The sequence below is a fragment of the Microbacterium azadirachtae genome (assembly GCF_000956545.1).
GTDB lineage: Bacteria > Actinomycetota > Actinomycetes > Actinomycetales > Microbacteriaceae > Microbacterium > Microbacterium azadirachtae.
Window position 1 is genome coordinate 1 of record NZ_JYIT01000076.1, and the last position, 19232, is coordinate 19232.

General features: G+C 70.7%; 22 protein-coding genes, 1 tRNA gene and 1 riboswitch. Of the genes, 10 read left to right on the forward strand and 13 right to left on the reverse strand.

What is annotated here, in order from left to right:
* Positions 1 to 962, forward strand: a 962-nt coding sequence (locus RL72_RS09550) for an MFS transporter (RefSeq protein WP_045250610.1), incomplete at its 5' end; no start/stop codon positions are given.
* 34 nt (positions 963 to 996) lie between these two features.
* Here RL72_RS09550 and RL72_RS09555 read toward each other — a convergent pair.
* Positions 997 to 1620: a GNAT family N-acetyltransferase gene (locus RL72_RS09555; RefSeq protein ID WP_045250693.1), complete on the reverse strand. Its 624-nt coding sequence runs from the start codon at positions 1618 to 1620 to the stop codon at positions 997 to 999.
* Between the two features lie 25 nt (positions 1621 to 1645).
* Complete coding sequence (galU, locus tag RL72_RS09560) at positions 1646 to 2542, reverse strand: UTP--glucose-1-phosphate uridylyltransferase GalU (RefSeq protein WP_045250611.1); 897 nt, start codon at positions 2540 to 2542, stop codon at positions 1646 to 1648.
* A gap of 104 nt (positions 2543 to 2646) precedes the next feature.
* On the opposite strand from galU, the gene RL72_RS09565 reads away from it, so the two are divergent.
* Genes RL72_RS09565 through mscL form a run of 3 tightly spaced genes read left to right on the forward strand, consistent with a single transcriptional unit; the run spans position 2647 to position 3982 of the window.
* Positions 2647 to 3237 (forward strand): 5-formyltetrahydrofolate cyclo-ligase, encoded by a 591-nt coding sequence (locus RL72_RS09565; protein ID WP_045250612.1) that lies wholly within the window; start codon positions 2647 to 2649, stop codon positions 3235 to 3237.
* Positions 3238 to 3267: 30 nt separating this feature from the next.
* Complete coding sequence (locus RL72_RS09570; RefSeq protein ID WP_045250613.1) at positions 3268 to 3543, forward strand: FmdB family zinc ribbon protein; 276 nt, start codon at positions 3268 to 3270, stop codon at positions 3541 to 3543.
* A 28-nt stretch (positions 3544 to 3571) separates the two neighbouring features.
* A complete protein-coding gene (gene mscL / locus RL72_RS09575) occupies positions 3572 to 3982 on the forward strand; it encodes a large conductance mechanosensitive channel protein MscL (RefSeq protein ID WP_045250614.1) in 411 nt (136 codons plus the stop codon).
* Positions 3983 to 4045: 63 nt separating this feature from the next.
* Here the strand turns inward: mscL and RL72_RS09580 are convergent, their stop codons facing one another.
* Together RL72_RS09580 and RL72_RS09585 are read right to left on the reverse strand one after the other, a co-directional pair.
* Positions 4046 to 4261: a hypothetical protein gene (locus RL72_RS09580; protein WP_045250615.1), complete on the reverse strand. Its 216-nt coding sequence runs from the start codon at positions 4259 to 4261 to the stop codon at positions 4046 to 4048.
* Positions 4254 to 7913, reverse strand: coding sequence for an ATP-binding protein (locus RL72_RS09585; protein WP_175491276.1), 3660 nt, complete (start codon positions 7911 to 7913; stop codon positions 4254 to 4256). The genes RL72_RS09580 and RL72_RS09585 overlap by 8 nt, the downstream gene beginning before the upstream one ends.
* A 200-nt stretch (positions 7914 to 8113) precedes the next feature.
* On the opposite strand from RL72_RS09585, the gene RL72_RS09590 reads away from it, so the two are divergent.
* Complete coding sequence (locus tag RL72_RS09590) at positions 8114 to 8671, forward strand: methylated-DNA--[protein]-cysteine S-methyltransferase (protein ID WP_045250617.1); 558 nt, start codon at positions 8114 to 8116, stop codon at positions 8669 to 8671.
* 20 nt (positions 8672 to 8691) lie between these two features.
* Here the strand turns inward: RL72_RS09590 and RL72_RS09595 are convergent, their stop codons facing one another.
* Together RL72_RS09595 and RL72_RS09600 are read right to left on the reverse strand one after the other, a co-directional pair.
* Complete coding sequence (locus RL72_RS09595; RefSeq protein ID WP_045250618.1) at positions 8692 to 10323, reverse strand: solute symporter family protein; 1632 nt, start codon at positions 10321 to 10323, stop codon at positions 8692 to 8694.
* Positions 10320 to 10685 carry a DUF485 domain-containing protein gene (locus RL72_RS09600; RefSeq protein ID WP_045250619.1) on the reverse strand — a complete coding sequence of 122 codons (366 nt, stop codon included), beginning with the start codon at positions 10683 to 10685 and terminating at the stop codon, positions 10320 to 10322. The genes RL72_RS09595 and RL72_RS09600 overlap by 4 nt, the downstream gene beginning before the upstream one ends.
* 98 nt (positions 10686 to 10783) lie before the next feature.
* On the opposite strand from RL72_RS09600, the gene RL72_RS09605 reads away from it, so the two are divergent.
* The 3 genes from RL72_RS09605 (at position 10784) to RL72_RS09615 (ending at position 12505) form a co-directional block, all read left to right on the forward strand.
* Positions 10784 to 11638 carry a LuxR C-terminal-related transcriptional regulator gene (locus RL72_RS09605; RefSeq protein WP_045250620.1) on the forward strand — a complete coding sequence of 285 codons (855 nt, stop codon included), beginning with the start codon at positions 10784 to 10786 and terminating at the stop codon, positions 11636 to 11638.
* 64 nt (positions 11639 to 11702) lie between these two features.
* Positions 11703 to 11768, forward strand: a riboswitch (guanidine-III (ykkC-III) riboswitch).
* Between the two features lie 11 nt (positions 11769 to 11779).
* The gene (locus tag RL72_RS09610) at positions 11780 to 12106 is read left to right on the forward strand and encodes a DMT family transporter (RefSeq protein ID WP_045250621.1); all 327 of its coding nucleotides are present in this window, start codon (positions 11780 to 11782) and stop codon (positions 12104 to 12106) included.
* Between the two features lie 54 nt (positions 12107 to 12160).
* Positions 12161 to 12505, forward strand: a complete 345-nt coding sequence (locus RL72_RS09615; protein WP_045250622.1) for a histone-like nucleoid-structuring protein Lsr2 — start codon at positions 12161 to 12163, stop codon at positions 12503 to 12505.
* 59 nt (positions 12506 to 12564) lie between these two features.
* On the opposite strand, the gene RL72_RS09620 is transcribed toward RL72_RS09615, so the two are convergent.
* From RL72_RS09620 to RL72_RS09640, 5 genes are all read right to left on the reverse strand, one after another.
* Positions 12565 to 12638: transfer RNA gene (locus tag RL72_RS09620), tRNA-Arg, on the reverse strand.
* 32 nt (positions 12639 to 12670) lie between these two features.
* Positions 12671 to 13168 (reverse strand): HNH endonuclease, encoded by a 498-nt coding sequence (locus RL72_RS09625; RefSeq protein WP_045250623.1) that lies wholly within the window; start codon positions 13166 to 13168, stop codon positions 12671 to 12673.
* Positions 13169 to 13474: 306 nt separating this feature from the next.
* Positions 13475 to 14317 (reverse strand): M23 family metallopeptidase, encoded by an 843-nt coding sequence (locus tag RL72_RS09630; protein WP_052674309.1) that lies wholly within the window; start codon positions 14315 to 14317, stop codon positions 13475 to 13477.
* 252 nt (positions 14318 to 14569) lie between these two features.
* Positions 14570 to 15385, reverse strand: a complete 816-nt coding sequence (locus tag RL72_RS09635; RefSeq protein ID WP_248700438.1) for a M23 family metallopeptidase — start codon at positions 15383 to 15385, stop codon at positions 14570 to 14572.
* 282 nt (positions 15386 to 15667) lie between these two features.
* Complete coding sequence (locus tag RL72_RS09640) at positions 15668 to 16360, reverse strand: iron-dependent transcriptional repressor DtxR (protein ID WP_045250625.1); 693 nt, start codon at positions 16358 to 16360, stop codon at positions 15668 to 15670.
* Positions 16361 to 16535: 175 nt separating this feature from the next.
* Between RL72_RS09640 and serC the strand changes: the two genes are divergently transcribed.
* Positions 16536 to 17648 (forward strand): phosphoserine transaminase, encoded by a 1113-nt coding sequence (serC, locus tag RL72_RS09645; RefSeq protein WP_045250626.1) that lies wholly within the window; start codon positions 16536 to 16538, stop codon positions 17646 to 17648.
* A 72-nt stretch (positions 17649 to 17720) separates the two neighbouring features.
* Here the strand turns inward: serC and RL72_RS09650 are convergent, their stop codons facing one another.
* Both RL72_RS09650 and RL72_RS09655 read right to left on the reverse strand, forming a co-directional pair.
* The gene (locus tag RL72_RS09650) at positions 17721 to 18464 is read right to left on the reverse strand and encodes a DUF3027 domain-containing protein (RefSeq protein ID WP_082072307.1); all 744 of its coding nucleotides are present in this window, start codon (positions 18462 to 18464) and stop codon (positions 17721 to 17723) included.
* Complete coding sequence (locus tag RL72_RS09655) at positions 18457 to 18837, reverse strand: cold-shock protein (protein WP_045250627.1); 381 nt, start codon at positions 18835 to 18837, stop codon at positions 18457 to 18459. Before RL72_RS09655 ends, RL72_RS09650 begins: the two co-directional genes overlap by 8 nt.
* Before the next feature lie 117 nt (positions 18838 to 18954).
* Here RL72_RS09655 and RL72_RS09660 point away from each other — a divergent pair, with 117 nt between their 5' ends.
* Complete coding sequence (locus tag RL72_RS09660; RefSeq protein WP_045250628.1) at positions 18955 to 19230, forward strand: hypothetical protein; 276 nt, start codon at positions 18955 to 18957, stop codon at positions 19228 to 19230.
* Positions 19231 to 19232 lie beyond the last annotated feature (2 nt).

Sequence of the window (19232 nt, forward strand, 5' to 3'; positions counted from 1 at the left end):
CCGCCGCGCAGCTCGTGGGCCCGCTCCTCGGCGGCCTGTTCGTCGACCTGCTCTCCTGGCGCTTCGTGTTCCTCATCAACGTGCTGCCGATCGCGGTGACGCTGGTGCTGCTGTCCCGCCTGCATCTGCCCGACCCCCCGCGCACGGTGCGGGTCGACTGGCTCAGCGGCGCGCTATGCGCGATCGGCCTCGGCGGTGTGGTCTACGCGCTCATCGAGCAGCCGCACCAGGGCTGGTCGTCCCCCGCCATCCTCCTCACCGGGATCGGCGGCGCCGCCCTGCTGGCCCTGTTCCTGCTGCGGCAGCGGCGTCCGCAGCCGCTCATGCCGCTGTCGCTGTTCCGGGTGCGCAATTTCGCCTGGGGCAATCTGGCCACCCTGTTCGTGTATGCGGCGCTGTCGCTGAACGGCTTCGTGCTCGGCGTCTACCTGCAGCAGGGCGCGGGGCTCAAGGCCACCGAGGCGGGGCTGGCCAGCCTGCCCATCACGATCCTGATGATCCTGCTCAGCTCCCGCGCCGGCCGGCTGGCCGGGCGTCTCGGACCCCGGCTGTTCATGGCCGCCGGTCCGCTGATCATGGCCGCGGGGGTGCTCCTGCTCCTGCTCGTCGCCGAGCAGTTCGACTACTGGTGGCAGGTGCTCCCGGCGATGATCGTGCTCGGCGTGGGGCTCTCCGTCACGGTCGCGCCCCTCACCTCGGCGATCCTCGGCTCGATCGACGAGAGCCGATCCGGCATCGCCTCGGCGGTCAACAACGCCGTGTCGCGTGTGGCCGGGCTCCTCGTCGTCGCGATGCTGTCCACGATCGTGGGCGGCACGCTGAACCTCGCGGGCTTCCACACGGCCACGCTCGTCACGGCTGCGCTCTTCGCGATCGGCGGGATCGTGTCCTGGATCGGGATCCGACGTCCCGCGGCCGAGCCGGCGATGCCGGATCCTGCCGTGTCGGATCCGTCCGCCTGAGCCCCGCGGCCCGGAGCGGCCGAGCGGGAGCGGGTCAGAGCGGCAGATCCGTGTGCGGCAGGTCGGTCGGCGGCACCGCCGCCCAGTCGGCCGGGACGCGCCCCTCGGTCCACCGGTTGAGCACACCGCCCGGCACGTCCTCGCGCACGAGCGAGAACGCGAGGTGGTCGCGCCAGTCGCCGTCGATGTGGATGAACCGGCGTCGCAGCCCCTCGTAGCGGAAGCCGAGCTTCTGCACGACGCGCAGACTCGGCCGGTTCTCCGGGCGCAGACAGATCTCGATGCGGTGCAGCCCGAGGTCCGTGAAGGCGAGATCGGTCGCCATCGCGACCGCCGCCGGGGTGATCCCGTGCCCCGCGAAACGCTCGCTCACCCAGTAGCCGATGGTCGCGGAGCACAGCGAGCCCCGCATCACGCCCCAGATGTTGAGCTGGCCGGCGATGACCCCGTCATACTCCATCACGAACGGGTAGCCGGTGCCGTCGCGGTACTGCTGCAGCAGACGGCGGATGCTGACCCGCATGTCGATGCCGGTCTGCAGGCCGGGCAGCGTCGCCTCCCACGGCTGCAGCCAGCGCCGGTTCGTGACCAGCTCATGCTGCAGCGGGCGCGCGTCCTTCGGCCGGATCAGCCGCAGCTCCACCGGTCCGTGCCGCATCGGGGCCGAGATGTCCACGAGCCGCTCAGATCCCCTCGGCGAACTCCTTGAGCCAGACGCGCAGGTCCGGCCCGAGGTCGTCGCGGTCGGCGGCCAGCTGCACGATCGCCTTGATGTACTCGAGGCGATCGCCGGTGTCGTAACGGCGGCCGCGGAAGATCAGGCCGTGCACGCCCGGGCCGTCCGGGTCGGCGGCCAGCTCCTGCAGCGCGTCCGTGAGCTGGATCTCCCCTCCCTTGCCCGGCGGGGTGCGCTCCAGGATGTCGAAGACGGCCGCGGGCAGCACGTACCGGCCGATCACGGCCAGGTTCGACGGCGCCTCCTCGCGTGCCGGCTTCTCGACCAGCCCCGTCACGTGGCGGACGTGGTCCGGTGCGCCCTCGGGGATCCCGTCGACGGCCGCCGTGCCGTAGAGGTGGATCTGCTCCGGCTCCACCTCCATGAGCGCGATCACGGCCGCGCCGGAGCGCTCGTGCTCGGCGATCATCTCGGTGAGCAGGGGATCGCGCTCGTCCATGAGGTCGTCGCCGAGGAGCACCGCGAACGAGCTGTCGCCGACGTGGGTGCGGGCGCGGAGCACGGCGTGCCCCAGTCCCTTGGGCTCGCCCTGACGCAGATAGTGGATGTCCGCCAGGTCGCTGGATGCGACGACGCGAGCCAGTCGGCTGTGGTCGCCCTTCTGGCTCAGCTTGCCCTCGAGCTCGGGGACGGAGTCGAAGTGGTTCGAGATCGCGTTCTTGTTCCGGCCGATGATCACGAGGATGTCCTCGATGCCCGCGGCCACCGCCTCCTCGACGACGTACTGGATCGCCGGCTTGTCGACGACGGGCAGCATCTCCTTGGGCATCGCCTTCGTGGCCGGGAGGAACCGCGTGCCCAGACCCGCCGCAGGGATCACGGCCTTGATGCGTGCCTTCGTCATCTGCTCAGCTTAGGGCGCGTCGCGCGCGTCGAACCCTGCGTACAGCGCGGACGGCGCGGATCGCCTCGCGTCCGCACGTGCGCCCCGCCGGTAGAATCGGGGCCATGCCGGGCGCCATCGACCATGCGAAACGCGCGCTGCGCGCCGACCTGCGCGAGCGTCGCGCGCTGCTGTCCGACGCGCAGCGGGCTGCGGCGGAGGCGGCCCTCACGGCACGTCTGAACGATCTGGTCGCGACGACCGGCGCCCGCTCGGTCTCGTGCTTCCTGTCCACCACGACCGAGCCCGGCACCCGCACCTTCATCCGGGAGGCCGTCGCGCGCGGGATCCGGGTGCTGCTGCCCATCACCCGCGAGGACGGCCTGCTGGACTGGGCCGTCGCCGGCGACGAGGACGAGATCACGACCGGGCTGCACGGTCTGCCCGAGCCGACCGGCGAGATCCTGAACCCCATGGCGCTCGACGAGGTCGACCTGCTCCTGGTCCCCGCGGCCGCCGTTGACCGCACCGGGATGCGCATGGGCTGGGGCCGCGGGTACTTCGACCGCACGCTCGGCTCGATGCAGAAGTGCCCGCCCGCGTACGCCGTCGTGTTCGACTCCGAGATCCTCGACGAGGTCCCCCGGGATGTGCACGACCAGCCGGTCACCGGCGCGGTCACGCCCGAGCGCACCGTCGTCTTCCCCCTGACCTGACCCTTCCTCACCGAGACCCTGCGAGGCCCCATGCCCACTTACTCCTACGCCTGCACCGCCTGCGGCCACCGCTTCGACGCCGTGCAGTCGTTCTCCGACAGCGCGCTCACCGAGTGCCCCGAGTGCCACGGGCGGCTCCGCAAGGAGTACGGATCGATCGGCGTGACGTTCAACGGCTCCGGCTTCTATCGCACCGACTCGCGGTCCGGATCCGGCTCGTCGTCCTCCTCGGGTGCATCATCGAAGGCGGAATCGACGGCGAGCGCCAAGCCGGCGCCCGCCTCCGCACCGGCCTCGGGATCCTAGGCCGACCTTTCAGGGGAGAGAAAGAACAATGATCAAGGGCTTCAAGGAGTTCATCCTCCGCGGCAATGTCATCGACCTGGCCGTCGCGGTCGTCATCGGGGCGGCGTTCTCGGCCATCGTCGACGCGATCGTCAAGGGACTCATCAACCCGCTCATCGCCCTGTTCTTCAGCGCACAGGATCTCAACCACCTGGTCTGGGAGGTCCCCAACCTGCAGGGCACCACCACCACCTTCGCCTACGGCTCGATCATCGGGGCCGTCATCAACTTCCTCGCCGTCGCCGTCGTCATCTACTTCGCGTTCGTGATGCCGATGAACCACTTCAACCAGCGCCGGGCCGCGAAGGCCGGCGTGACGGAGGAGCCCGAAGCCCTGCCCAGCGAGCAGGAGCTGCTGATCCAGATCCGCGATCTGCTCGAGAAGCAGAAGTCGGCCTGACCTGCATCCTCGACGCCCGGCGCCCTCGTGGCGACCGGGGCGTCGTCGTCTCGGGACGCACGGTCAGTAGTGCGGCGGCACCTCGCGGCGCATGCGGTCGTCGTTGGGGCCGCCGGTCCCCGTCGCGGGCGCGGAGCCGTCGCGATCGCGCTCGTCGGGTTCGGCGTGCGTCCCCGGTGCGGGGGTCAGTCTCGCGCGCCGCGACCCGCGCACCCGCACGACCCGCTGACGGGAATCGGTGGCGTCGGCCCGCGGCTGCGGGTCAGGATCGTCAGGCATCGTCGACGTCGAGGGGTTGCGTGTCTCCATCGACGCGCGGCGCGTCCAGCGGGACTCCGAGCACGGCGCCGATGCGGCGGGCCACCCCGGCCGGGTCGCTGTACAGGTCGAACGCGTGCACGCGGATGTAGTGCCAGCCCAGGCGCCGCAGCACCTGCGGGCGCAGGCGCAGCGTCTCGCGCAGCGACTCGGGTCGCGACTCCGGATCCGGCTCGATCACCACGGCCTTGCCCGCGTGCTGGGCGACCAGGGGCAGCAGGCCGCGATAGTCGACGTCGACGGCGATGCCCAGGCGGCGCAGCTCACGGGCGAGGGCCAGCGTGAGCGGATCCGCCTGGTCCTCCGCGCGCTCCTCGCGCGCGTGGCCCGCGAGACCGCCGAGGATCGACATGAGCGTGGCGGCGCCGTGATCGAGACGGCCCTCGTCGAACGACGAGGGGCGGATCGAGGAGACGATCACCATCGACCGGCGAGCCCGGGTCATCCCGATCGTGAGCAGGCGGTCGCCGTCGGGCGAGGAAAGGTCGCCGAAGTCGCTGAGAACCCGGCCGTGCTTGGTGACGCCGAAGCCGAGGGAGAAGATCACGCGGTCGCGACTCTCCGCGGCCGCCTCCTCCAGCGTCAGCACGATGAACGGCTCCTGGGTGTCCCTGCCCACGAACTCGGCGACGTCGCTACGCCCGGCGAAGGCGACCGACACGGCGGCGAACACGCGCTCCGCGTGCGTGCGGCTCGCCGTCACCACCATGAGGGACTCGGTGGGGCGGTGCACCGCGTGCTCCACGACGAGCGTGACCACGCGCGCGACCTCGGCCTCGGGGCTCTCCATCGCGCCGGTGTCGGGGTTCGGGATCCCCACGCCGCCCTCGACGTAGTCGACCGTGAGCGACCCGCGGCCGAGGTACGAGCCGGCCCACGGCAGCGACACGATCTCGCCGCCGTAGAACGCGTCGTTGATGAGCGAGGCGAGGTCCTCTCCCCCCGCGCGGTAGCTGCGGGTGAGCGTGACGACGGGGAGGAGCTCAGAGAGGCGCTCGAACACCGACACCTCGTCGAAGGGCTCCTCCTCGTCCCGGTCGTCGGCGGGCACCGTCGCGACCTGGAAGGGCGTCGGCTTCTGCAGCACGGGATCGCCGAACGCGACGATCTGGCGCGCCCGCCGGATCGCGGGCGTCGCCTCGGCCAGGTTGATCGCGGCGGCGTCGACCAGGATCACGGTGTCGAACTCGACGGAGTCGGGCAGTTCGGGCACCTGGTACGGCGACGCGATCCAGACGGGCGCGAGCACCCGCATGAGGGTCGGGGCCGCGGCCACCAGCTCGGCGACCGTGGTGCGGTGCTGCGTGAGCGCGTGGCGGAGGTTCTGCGCCTCCGTCGCCTCGTCGACGATCGCGATCTTCCACTGCCCGCTCAGCTGCCAGGCCAGCAGCGGCCCGGCGGCTCCGGCGTGCGCCTCGTCCACGAGGCGGAAGTCGCGCTCCAGCTGGTCGACGACGGACGTGTTCGCCCCCAGCAGCGAGCGGTTCTGCCGCAGCGCCTGCTCGAGCAGCGACTGCCACCAGGCGTATTCGAGCTCGACGCCGACGCGGTCCTCCGAGAGGTGCCGGGTCGACAGGTCGACCAGCAGCGGCTCCAGGCCGAGCGAGGCCAGCTCGTCGCGGATCCGGGCGCGCTCGATGAGGTTCTCGAAGACGTCCGACTTCGCGGCCAGGCCCGCCAGCGTGCGCACGAGCCTCGCCACCGGAAGCGCGGCGAGCGGCTCGCGCCGCCCCAGGGCCGCGTCGAGCTCGGCGAGCTGGGCGTCGACGTCCCGCCAGGCGACCGAGGCGTCCGCGAGGCCGAGCGGGATCTCGGGCGCGACCCCGGCGTCGACGTAGCGCTGCCACTCGGTGCGCTGCGCCTGGATGCGCGAGAGCGCCTCGTGCATGTCGCCGACGTGCGCGCCGGGCCGCACGTACTCCTTGGCCAGCTGGCGGAGCCGGCGGCGATTGGCCCCGGTCATCGCCGGAGCGTCGCGCCGGCTGCCGTGCGCCTTGATGAGCTCGCCGAGAGGACGCTCGAACACGGCCGGCGTGAAGCGGTCCAGGGAGTCCCGGATGCCCCGGAGCAGGCGCAGGTACTCGCCCAGCTCCGCGATGGTCGCGAACGGGCGCATCCGCGTCTGCGCGATGAGCTCGTAGCCTTGCTCGAGCAGGTCGGGGACCGTGCGGGCGTGCAGGCTCTCCGCGAGCGCGTGCACGCGGTGCGCCTCCTCCGTGGAGGAGAACACCACGCCGTACCACGGGGAGTCGTCCGGCCCGAACCGGAACTCGCCCAGCCGCGCGGCCTGCGCGAGCGCCTCGCCGGCGCGGGTGCGGTCCTCGGCGAGGTTCTGCAGCGCGGTGCGTCCGAGCCGGGCCGTCGTGGTCGGCGGCGTCGGGAGCAGCGCGAGCCGGGTCAGCATGCGGGTGGCGTCGAGCACGCTCGCGCCCAGCGCCGGATCCTTCTCGGTCAGGGCGCGACGGTAGTCGCGCAGAACGGTGCGCAGCCGCACCAGGGCGTCGTCGATCTCGGCCAGCTTGGGGGCCGCGGCCTTCTCGTTGCGGCCGATCGCGCGCACCAGATCCCGGCGCACCGACGCGGGAGACACCGCGAAGCCGTCCAGGCCGATGCCGCTCAGCCGGTGCCGCACGCCGTCGAGCGTGGAGCGCCGCGGCGAGACCACGAGCACGCGCCGTCCTGCGCGCACCAGTTCGCCGATCGCGTTGATCACCGTCTGCGTGCCGCCGGTTCCGGGAAGCGTGGAGACGGTGAGCGAGTGCCCCGCGGCGATGCGGGCGAGCACCTGCTCCTGCTCCTGGTCCGCGTCGAGAAGCAGGTTGTCCGACGCCGGGGCGCGGTCGTCGGGCCCCGCCGCCGAGGGTGTCGGGCCGGGGGCGCTGATGCGTTCGCGATCGGCGGCGTGACCGGCGAGCGCGTTCAGCATCGGGTGGTCGAGGTCGTGCGCGTCGCGGGCCATCGCCGTGCCCACGTCGGCGAAGGTGGACACGACCATGCGCGGCTGCACCGAGAACGTGTCGACCGACTTCGTCGCCGCGCGCAGCATGTCGATCGCGGGCTGCGGGGCGAACACGCCGTTCTGGTAGGCGAGGGCCGCCAGCCGCGCGTCGTCGATCGTGATGCCGAAGTGGTCGCGCGCGATGCGCACCAGCTCGGGGTTGAGGGAGAACTGGCCGTGCAGCTTGAGCTCGTAGTCGGCGTAGTGACGGCGGATCGCCAGCGGGCGCAGCAGCATCGGCGCGGCGTAGTCGACGCCGCCGATGCGCCAGGTGCACAAGCCGACCGCGAGGTGCACCGCGTCGAGGCCGCGCACCGTGCGCAGTTCGGTGTTCTTCGCCGTGATGCGGTCGGCGGCCAGGCGTGCGTTGCGCAGACCCACCTCGTCGCGGAAAAGGTTGGACAGCAGGGTCGATCGACCGGTGATGAACTGCGGCAGGCTCCCCGGATGCGCCCGCGAGATGTCGATGCCTGCTGCCGCGACGTCGCGATACGCGGTGAGCGGCGAGGGTCCGCCGAGCTCGGCCGCCTCCGCCCTCAGACGCGCGCGCTCGGTCGTCGCCGCATGCGCGACGCGCACTCCCGGTTCTGCCACATCGACGTCGCTGGGCGTCACGGACCTGTCCTCCGCATTCTTCCCGTCACGTCGCCACACACGACAAAGACTAGGCGTGTCGGACGGGTGGAACCGTCAGATCCGCTGGGTTTTGCCGGATTCAGCTCCGTTCTCCCTCCACAGCGGGCCTTTTCCGACTTCTTCCCCCCGTTTGCGCGCTCCCCGCCGGCGGCGTCGGCGGCGTGATCGAGGATGGGGGCATGAGCTTCCGCTACGACTTCGCCGACACCCCGTTCGGGGATGCGCTCCTCGTCTTCTCCGATGACGGACTGGTCGCCTTCGATCTGCCGGAGGGCATGCACCGCGACTCCCCGTGGGCGCTCGAGGCGATCACCCGGATGCTGCACACGCTGCCGGAGCCGGATCCGGGAGCGGGAGCGGAGATCGACGAGCTGCTGCGCGCCTACTTCGACGGGGAGCCGATCCGCTTCGACCAGGAGCTGCGCCTGGACTGGCGGCTCGCGAACGGCTTCACCCGGACGGCCCTGCAGGCGGTGTGCGAGATCCCCTGGGGCGAGACCGCGAGCTACGGCGAGGTGGCGGCGCTCGCCGGGAGCCCCGGGGCGGCCAGGGCCGTCGGCACGGCGTGCCGCACCACACCGTTCTCGATCGTCGTGCCCGTGCACCGTGTGGTGCGCGCCGACGGCTCGCCCGGGCAGTACGGCGCCCACCCCGAGCGCAAGCAGTACCTGCTGGAGCTCGAGTCCGACGCCGCCGCGCATCGCCCGCCCGCGGACGGCGTCCGCCCCGGCGTGTAGGCCGCCGGGGCGGACGCGCCTCAGTGCTCGACCGCCTTCTCCGCGCCGTAGCCGGTGAGCGAGCGCACCTCCATCTCGGCCGCGAGACGACGGTCCTCGGTGCCGCGGTCGAGGACGGATCCGAGCCATCCCAGGAGGAAGCCGAGCGGGATGGAGAGGATCCCGGGATTCTCGAGCGGCCAGATCGCGAAGTCGACACCCGGCAGGAACGACGTCGGCTTCCCCGAGAACACCGGCGAAAGCACGATCAGGATGACCGCCGCCGCGAGCCCGCCGTACATGCTCCAGACGGCACCACGGGTCGTGAAGCGCTTCCAGAACAGCGAGTAGAGGATCGTCGGAAGGTTCGCCGAGGCGGCGACCGCGAAGGCGAGGGCCACGAGGAAGGCGATGTTCTGCCCCTGCGCCCCGATGCCGCCGAGGATCGCCAGCACACCGATGACGATCACCGTGCGGCGTGCCACGCGCACCTCCCCGTTCGGGTCTGCTTCCCCGTCGTCGCCGCCCCTGCCGCGCTTGACCACGTTCGCGTAGATGTTGTGCGCGAACGACGCCGCCGCCGTGATCGTGAGCCCGGCGACGACGGCGAGGATCGTGGCGAACGCGACAGCCGAGATGAAGCCCATCAGCACCGGTCCGCCCAGGTGGAGCGCGAGAAGGGGCGCGGCGGAGTTCACCCCTCCGGGCGCCTTCGTGATCGTCTCCGGCCCGACCAGGGCTCCGGCGCCGTAGCCCAGCACCAGCGTGAGCAGGTAGAAGACGCCGATCAGCCAGATCGCCCACACCACCGAGCGACGGGCCTCTTTGGCCGTGGGCACGGTGTAGAACCGCATCAGCACGTGCGGCAGACCCGCTGTGCCGAGCACCAGGGCCAGGGCGAGCGAGAGGAAGTCCCACGGATTGGCGCCGTACTTCAGCCCCGGGCCGAGGATCGCGTCCTTGGGGTCGGACGTCGATGCGGCGACGGCGCTCTCCAGCAGGATGTTCAGGCTGAAGCCGTTCAACGCCAGCACCCAGATCGTCATCGCGACCGCCCCGGCGATCAGCAGGCCGGCCTTGACGATCTGCACCCAGGTCGTGCCCTTCATGCCGCCGATGAGCACGTAGACGATCATGAGCACGCCGACCACGGCGATGATGAGCGACTGGCCCAGCCGGTCGCTGATTCCGAGCAGGAGCGAGACCAGGCCTCCGGCGCCCGCCATCTGCGCGAGCAGATAGAAGAAGCACACGGCGAGGGTCGTCAGGGCCGCCGCCATCCGCACCGGGCGCTGCTGCAGTCGGAAGGACAGCACGTCGGCCATCGTGAACTTGCCGGTGTTGCGCATGAGCTCGGCGACCAGCAGCAGCGCCACCAGCCAGGCGACGAGGAATCCGATCGAGTAGAGGAATCCGTCGTATCCGTTGACGGCGATCGCGCCGCAGATGCCGAGGAACGATGCCGCGGAGAGATAGTCGCCCGCGATCGCGAACCCGTTCTGCGGCCCGGAGAAGCTGCGCCCTGCGGCGTAGTAGTCGGCGGCGGTCCTGTTGTTGCGGCTCGCCCTGATCACGATGAACAGGGTCACCGCGACGAACGCGAGGAACACCGAGATGTTCAGGATCGGATTGCTCTGCTCGAGCGTCGCATCGGCGACGGCGCGGACGCTCATGCGTCGCCCTCCGCGTTCTCCAGCGTCTCGCGAATGCGCGCGGACTGCGGATCCAGGCGGCGATTCGCGAATGCGACATAGCCCATGGTGATGGCGAACGTGGTCACGAACTGGCCCAGCCCGAACAGCAGCCCGATGGTGATGTCGCCCCAGACCCGCTGCGCCATGAACTCCGGCGCGAATGCCGCGAGCAGCACGTACACGAAGTACCACACCAGGAACAGTGCGGCGAGCGGGAACACGAAGGACCGGTGATCCTTGCGCAATCTCTGGAACGGTGGGGACTGCTGCACCTGCAGATAGTCGATCGCGTGCGAACGCCGCGCATCAGTGGATTCGGACCTGGGGCCTCCTTGCCTCATATCGGTGTCCTGCGACGCGCCCCGATGCGCGCCGAGGTGATAGCGTCGACGCTACGAAAGGCGGGGACGCGGACGTCACCCCCGGAAGTTGGTAGTCGGTGAGCACCTTCGAGACCATCGGATCCGATGCGGATCTCATCGCGCAGGCCGTGCGCGAGCTCATCCGCCGCACCCGGTTCCCGGTCGCGTTCGGCGGTCTGCTGTCCGGCGGCGAGGTGCCGGTGACATCGATCGTCGGCTCGCGCACCCGCAGCCTGGAGGGCCTGCGCGTGCAGCCTCAGCGCGGACTCGGCGGGCGGGCGATGACCGAGCTGCGCCCGCGCATGACGCACGACTACGGCTCGTCACGGCAGATCACCCACGACTACGACGGTTTCGTGCTCGGCGAGGGGCTGCGCACCCTGCTCGCGATCCCCGTGGTCGTCTCGGGCCGACCGCGCGGCGTCCTGTACGCCGGTGCCTGGGACGAATCACCCGCGGGAGGCGTCGCCGCCGCGCCCGCGATGCAGATCGCCGAGGAGCTCGCGGGCGAGCTGCGCATCCGCGAGGAGGTGGAGCGCCGCCTGCGCGCGGCGAACGCCCCCACTCCCCCGCCGGAACTGAGCCCCGCTCAGCGCGAGAGCCTGCGGGAGGGCTTCGCCGAGCTGCGCTCCGTCGCCGCGCTCGTGCAGGATCCGGCGGTGCGCACGCGCCTCGGCGACCTCGAGCGCCGGCTGCTCGCGCTCTCGGCGCCGGCCTCGCCGCCGAATGCGCCGGACGTGCACCTCTCCCCGCGGGAGAGGGATGTGCTGGCCTGCGCCGCCCTCGGGCGCACCAATGCGCAGATCGCGGAGGAGCTGGGGCTGCGCGAGTCGACGGTCAAGGCGTATCTGGGGACCGCGATGGCGAAGCTGGACGCCCCGACGCGGCACGCCGCCGTGGCCGCGGCGCGCCGCGAAGGCCTGATGCCCTGATCGCCGCCGCCAGTGCCCGGGCCCGCGCTGCCCTGCTCCTGCTCAGGTGCACTCGCTACCCTGGAGGCAGCGCGTTTGCGCACCCGGACGAGGCGGGCCAGTACCCGGACAGCGAAAAGACTGGCTCTCAGGAGGCCCGCCATGGCGTGGATCGTGCTCATCATCTCCGGACTGTGCGAAGCCGTATGGGCGACAGCGCTCGGCAAGTCCGAGGGATTCACCAGACTCTGGCCGAGCGTAGTGTTCGTCATCGGCCTTGCTGCGTCCATGTTCGGACTCGGCTGGGCGATGCGGGAGATCCCGACTGCCACCGCCTATGCCGTCTGGGTCGGAATCGGCGCGTCGCTCACGGTGATCTGGGCGATGATCACCGGCGATTCCGCGGTTTCCTGGATCCGGATCGTTCTGATCCTCGGATTGGTCGGCTGCATTGTCGGATTGAAACTCATCGACGAAGGCCATGCGTGACATTCCGCATTCCAATGATTGCCCTGCGCATTTCCTGCCCGTAGATTCTTCAGCATGGCACGCAAAATCGTTCATCAGCTCGTCGACGATATCGACGGTTCCGTTCTCGAGGTCGGGGAAGGCGAGACCGTGCATTTCTCGCTGGACGGATCCGCTTATGAGATCGACCTGACCAGCGCACACGCGGCAGACCTGCGCGCCGCGCTCGCACCGTACATCTCCTCCGGACGACGCACCCAGCGCGCGGCGACCGGGCGCGCGGTCTCGGCATCCAAGCGTCCGAACCGGAACCCGGAGACCGCGTCGATCCGCGCCTGGGCCGGCGAGAACGGATACAAGCTCTCCGAGCGCGGCCGCATCCCGGCCGACGTGATCGAGGCTTATCGCGCCGCGCACTGATCCCCGACACGAAAGGGACCGCTCCTCGGAGCGGTCCCTTTCGTCATGTCTGCGCGGAGTGCCCCCGACAGGATTCGAACCTGCGACCTGCCCTTTAGGAGAGGGCCGCTCTATCCGGCTGAGCTACGAAGGCGCACTCCCAGTCTAACGATCGGCCGCGCTGCTCTACGCCGCCATCGCCAGGTACGGCTCCCAGCTCGGGTCACTGCGCTCGGATCCGCGCACGGTCCATCCGGTGCCGCGCGGCGGGCCCGGGTTCAGGCGCAGCTCCCAGCCCATCTCCTGCGGCGTGCGGTCGCTCTTCACGTTGTTGCAGCGGAGGCAGCACGCGACGAGGTTCTCCCAGGAGTTCTTGCCTCCGCGCGAGCGCGGGAGGACGTGATCGATCGTGGACGCCGATTTCCCGCAGTATCCGCAGCGGTTGCCGTCCCGGCGCAGCACCCCGCGTCGCGTCACCGGCGCATACCGCGTCCTGGGCATCCGCACGTAGCGGCTGAGCACGATCACGGCCGGGCGGTCGAAGCGTCCGTTCGCGGCCCAGACCGGATCGTCGTCGACGCATTCGACGACAGAGGCCTTCTGGTTCATCACCAGCACGAGAGCGCGTCGGAACGACACGATCGCGAGCGGTTCGTACCCTGCGTTGAGCACCAGTGTGCGCATCCTGCATCCCTTCGATTCGCCCGGGACGGCTTCCCGGGTTCTCGACCGCGCGCAGGCAGAGGGTCCGCTGGATACGAAAACGGCGCTGTCTACGAGAGACAGCGCCGTGAGCGCACGGGGATTCCGTGCAGATCCTGCGGGCAATGCCGAAGGACGAGGCGACCGAGTGCATCCGTGGTTCGGATGGCCGGTATTCGTCCCATCGTGTTCCTCCGCCCTTGCGACGACGGAATCAGGCTAACCCATGCCGCTACGACAGCACGGAGAACTTCCGGTGAACGGCGTCCGTGTCGGCTCTGAGGCCGCTCAGAGCACGTTGGCCTCGAGCCAGGCGAGCGGGTCGATCTCGGTGTTGTTGATCAGCACCTCGAAGTGCAGGCAGGAGCCGGAAACCCACCCGGTGTTGCCGACCTCGCCGAGGTACTGTCCGGCGGTGACGCACTGGCCCACCGAGACCGCGCGGGTGTTCATGTGCCCGTACAGCGTGGAGAGGGCGCCCGAGCCGCTGAGCGCCGGGTGGGAGATCTCGACCGTCTCGCCGTAACCGCCGTAGCCGCCCTGGGAGATGGTGACGCAGCCGTCCGCGATCGCGTAGATGGGCGTGCCGATCGGGGCCGCGAAGTCCTGCCCCATGTGGCTGCGCCCGCTGCGAGCGGCGCCGAAGCCGTCGCTCAGGGTGTAGCTGCCGGCCACCATCGGGTAGATGACCTGACCGGGCTGCGCGATGGACGGCATGCTCGTGCGCACGGAGGCGGTCGTCGCCGAGGCCGAGGCGAGAGCGGCGGCCTTCGCCGCTTCGAGCGCCTTCGCCTGCTCCTCCGCCGCCTTCTTCTGCGCGATCTCGTCGGGCGTCGTCGCGGTGAACTGCTCCCGCGTGCTCGGCGCCTGGGTCGCCTCGGAGGCGACCACGATCGACTGCGCGTTGTGCGCGGCGACCTGCTGCGCCGTCACGGGCGATGCGCCGGCGGACGCGGTCGTGCCGGTGGCGAGCGCCGGGAGGGCGATCGCGGCGACCAGGGCGCCGACCGCGGCCAGGATCGACACGGATCGGATGGATCGGACCACGGACCGTCCGGCCTTGGGGGCGGCCGTGCTCCGGGTCGAGCGGGTCACCTCGGAGCGCGTGGTCTTTTCGAGTTCTCCAGCCACAGGGCTTTTCCTCCAGGCCTCGGCGCGGTGCGCCGGTTCGTCCGCAGTCGCATGCACGACGTCCTGCATCGTGCTCGGGGTAACCGTGGCGGTGACGAACCGGGAGGCTCCGTCACGGTGATCGTCGGCGGGCTTCTCGCCGACGACCTCCCCGACGTTACCCGATCGTGATGATCGTGTCACCCCTGGATTCGCAGAAAGGTCTCGCACCGGTCGCGGATCGCACTCCGATGCGGGAGCGGAACGACGGGATCAGCCCGCGTTCGCGGCGAGCCAGGGTTCGGGATCGAGCACGGAACCACCGATGCGCACCTCGAAGTGCAGGTGGGACCCGTAGGAGTTCCCGGTGTTGCCGACCAGACCGATCAGCTGACCGGCCGCGACCTGATCGCCGACCTCGACCATCCGGCTCCCGTACACCATGTGCCCGTAGCGGGTCTCCACCATGGTGCCGTTGAGGTTGCTCATGATCATGATCGAGACGCCGTAGCCGCCGATGCTCTCGGCGGAGGCCGTCACGGTGCCGGCGGCCGCCGCGTAGATCGGCGTGCCCTCGGGGGCGATCATGTCCCACCCCTCATGGCCGCGACCGGATCCGGGTCCCTCGCCCGGCGTGAAGCTCGTCACGGGGTAGCGCACCGCGCCGGAGCCCGGCGCCACGAGGGCGAGACCGGCGATCGACGGACGGGAGCTGGACGAGACCGTGGCCGCCGCGGCGGCGGCGCGCGCTGCCGCGGCCTCCTCCGCCTTGCGCTTCTCGATCTCGTCGGGGGTGGTCGCGATGAACTGCTCCCGCGTCGTCGGCGCCTGGGTCGCCTCGGAGGCGACCACGATCGACTGCGCGTTGTCCGCCGCGAGCCGCTCGGCCGTCACGGGGCCGGCGTCGGCGGGCCCGCTGGCCGAGGCGAACGCGGGAAGCGCGATCGCGGCCACCAGTGCGCCGACGGCGCCGAGGATGGCGACGGTGCGCACCGGACGCACCAGTGCGGCGGAGCGGGAGCGCGCCATCGTGCGGTCCTCGACTGCCGGGCTCGCGGTGGTCGTCGTCTCGATCGTAGTCTCAGGCAAAGTCTGTCCTCCGGCCTCTGCACGTCGCCGCACCGGTCCGTCGTCATACGGTCGGTCCGCACAGGGCGCGGACGCACGTCTGCCCACGGCGGCGACGGGCCGATGAGGCGAGCGCCGTGGACTCCGTCGACGGGTAGAGGACGACGGCCCTTCGACGCTACCCGAAAGTCACGGGCGAGTCACACCGACCTAGGGATCCGCTGAACGTTGATTTCCCGCGGATCCGGCGCCCAGCGCACAGGTGACGCCCAGGCTCCGACGCGGCGGGGCCCCGCGATCCGCTCAGGCGACGAGGAAGATGTGCGAGGCGAGCTCGACGGGCAGTTCGAGGCCCTCGTCCTGTCCGTCCACCTCGATGAGGACGTAGCCCTCGTTGAAGCGGAACCGCCCGCGCGCCCCGGGGACGACGCCGGCGTCCCGCAGCTGCTCCAGCAGCTCCGGGTCGACCTGCGCGGGCTCCGCGAGGCGGCGCACCGTGCCCTCGGTCGGCGTGCCCGCCGTGTTCATGTGCTCGACGAGGCCGATCACGCCCTCGTCGAAGGTGCGCGCGGGAGTGCCGCCGAGCTGGTCGAGGCCGGGGATCGGGTTGCCGTAGGGCGACTCGGTGGGGTGGCCCAGCAGTTCGACGAGCCGGCGCTCCACCTGCTCGCTCATCACGTGCTCCCAGCGGCAGGCCTCGTCGTGCACATAGGCCCAGTCCAGCCCGATGACGTCGGACAGCAGGCGCTCGGCGAGGCGGTGCTTGCGCATGACGTCCACGGCCTTGCGGCGTCCGGCCTCGGTCAGCTCGAGGCGGCGGTCCTCGGAGACCACCACGAGACCGTCGCGCTCCATGCGGCCGACCGTCTGCGACACCGTCGGGCCGGAGTGGCCGAGGCGCTCGGAGATGCGAGCGCGCAGCGGGACGATGTTCTCCTCCTCGAGCTCGAGGATGGTGCGGAGGTACATCTCCGTGGTGTCGATCAGATCGGCCATGGATCCCCCTGTGTGGTCGTGCCGTACGCGCGGCTGCAAGCTGTTAGGCAAGCCTACCTTCTGCGGATGTGCCCCGGCGCTGTCGTGCCGTGCACCGTCATGACCCTCAGCGCACGCCCGTCGCGGGGCGTCACACGGTCGGGAGAGGCCCCGCGCCCCCGCCTAGAATCTGTGCATGGCGATCGAGATTCCCCGCGAACTTCTGCCCGTCGACGGCCGCTTCGGATGCGGCCCGTCCAAGATCCGCCCGGAGCAGGTGAGCACCCTCGCCGCCGTCGGATCGAGCCTGCTGGGCACCTCGCACCGCCAGGCGCCGGTGAAGAACCTGGTGCGCAGCGTGCGAGAAGGACTATCCTCCCTGTTCCGCCTGCCCGAGGGGTACGAGATCATCCTCGGCAACGGCGGATCCACCGCGTTCTGGGACGCCGCCGCGTTCGGCCTCATCGAGAACCGCGCGCAGAACCTGGTGTCGGGAGAGTTCGGCGGGAAGTTCGCCAAGGCCGCCGCCGCCCCGTGGCTGCAGGCGCCGGATGTGCGCAACGCCGAGCCCGGCGCGCGCGCGGAGGCCGAGATCGTCGACGGCGTGGACGTGTACGCGTGGCCGCACAACGAGACGTCCACCGGGGTGGCCTCGCCGATCCGGCGGGTCGCGGCCGACGGTGCGCTCACCGTCATCGACGCGACGAGCGCCGCGGGCGGCATCGACTTCGACGTGACCGAGACGGACGTCTACTACTTCGCTCCGCAGAAGAACCTCGGCTCCGACGGCGGCCTCTGGTTCGCCGCGGTCTCGCCGGCCGCGATCGAGCGCATCGAGCGCATCGCAGCCTCCGGCCGGTACATCCCCGAGTTCCTCAGCCTGAAGAACGCGGTCGACAACTCACGCCTCGAGCAGACGCTCAACACCCCCGCGCTCACGACCCTGCACCTGCTCGACTCGCAGCTGCAGTGGATCAACGGCAACGGCGGCCTCGCCTGGGCCGCGGCCCGCACGGCCGAGTCGTCGCAGGAGCTGTACCGCTGGGCCGAGGCGAGCCCCGTCGCGACCCCGTTCGTCGCGGACCCGGCCGACCGCTCCCCCGTGGTCGCCACGATCGACTTCGACGACTCGGTCGACGCCGCGGCCGTGGCCAAGACGCTGCGCGCCAACGGCATCGTCGACACGGAGCCATACCGCAAGCTCGGCCGCAACCAGCTGCGCATCGCGACGTTCGTCTCGATCGAGCCCGACGACGTGCGCCAGCTGATCCGCTCGATCGACTACGCCCTGGAGCACCGCGACGCCTGACGGCTGCAGACCGGACATGAGAAAGGGCGTCCCCGGAGGGGCGCCCTTTCTCATGTCCGCTCAGCCGGAGGATCACTCCTCCTCGGCGTCGTCCTCATCCGAGTCGTCGTCCTCATCCGAGTCGTCATCGTCCGACTCCTCGCCATCAGACTCTTCGTCGTCATCGTCCGCGTCGTCGCCTTCCGCAGCGGCGGACACGTCGAGCTCGTCGATGTCCACGCCGTCCAGATCGCCGGCGTGCAGCCGAGGCCGGTCGCCTTCCTCGTCGTCGAGCTCGTCATCGAGATCGTCGGCGTCGAGATCGTCGGCGTCCGCGTCGAGCTCTTCGTCCGACCCCGCCGACGCGTCGTCCGCGCCGTCATGCTCTGCGGACGCGGCGAGCTCGGCCTGGTGCGCGCGGTACTCCGCGAGGCGCTCGGCCCACGGCACCCACTCAGGAGCGAGCAGCGCGCCGTCGCCGGGGAGCAGCTCGGCCTCGAGCACGGTGGGCTCTTCGTCGTCGACCTGGGCGACGGACACGGTCCAGTACCACCCGGGATACCCGCCGAGGCGGTTCTGGAACCGCAGGGAGATCACGCCGTCGGCCTCCGGCAGATAACCCGCGGGCGGTCCCACCGTCGAGGCCGGGGTGATCTCGTGCAGTGCGGCGAGAGCCAGGTCCCGCGCGCCGAGCAGGCGCTCGTTCGGCAGGGAGACCGGAAGCGGCGTGTCGACCGCGAAGCGCTCCTCGACCGCCGGCGCGACGTCGGCCGGTTGCTCGGCGAGCGAACCGGACGGCTCGAGCTCCTCGAGGCCGGCGGCGTCGGTGTCAGGCATCGAAATCCTCGGCGACGTTGCGCAGCACGGCGGCGATCTTGCGGCCGTGGCTGGAAGACGGGTATCGGCCGCGACGCAGGTCGCCGCCGATGCCGTCGAGGAGCTTGACCAGGTCCTCGACGATCACCGCCATGTCGTCGGCGGGCTTGCGCTTCGTCTTCGCCAGGCTCACCGGAGCCTCGAGCACACGCACCGAGAGCGCCTGCAGCCCGCGCTTGCCGTCGGCGACGCCGAATTCGACACGGGTGCCGGCCTTGACCGTGGACCCGGCGGGGAGGGACGTGGCGTGCAGGAAGACGTCCTGGCCGTCATCGGTGGTGATGAAGCCGAACCCCTTCTCGTCGTCGTAGAACCTGACCTTGCCGGTGGGCATGGGAGAAACCTCGCTGCATCGTTCGTGGAGATGGATCCGACGGGATCCGATCGGGACGCGTGCGGAAGCTCCGCACCCCACCAGCCTACCGGTCGGCGAGCGGGTAGGCTGGGCGGGATGAGCACTCGGCCGCCAGCCCCCGAACCGGAGATCCGCGGGATCGACCGGTTCCTCACGTTCGGCTCGCTGACGCTGGCTGCCCTCTCGGTGATCTGCTTCTTCACGATCATCCTCGGCACAGCGCTCGGCATGAAACAGGCCGATTTCACGCACGGCGCCTGGCCGATCGTCGGCGTCTTCCCGTTCTGGGGCCTGCCGATCGCGTTCCTCATGATCGTCGTGCTGCTCATCATGAGCTTCGTGCGGAGAGGCCGCGCAGCCCGGCGTTCCTGACG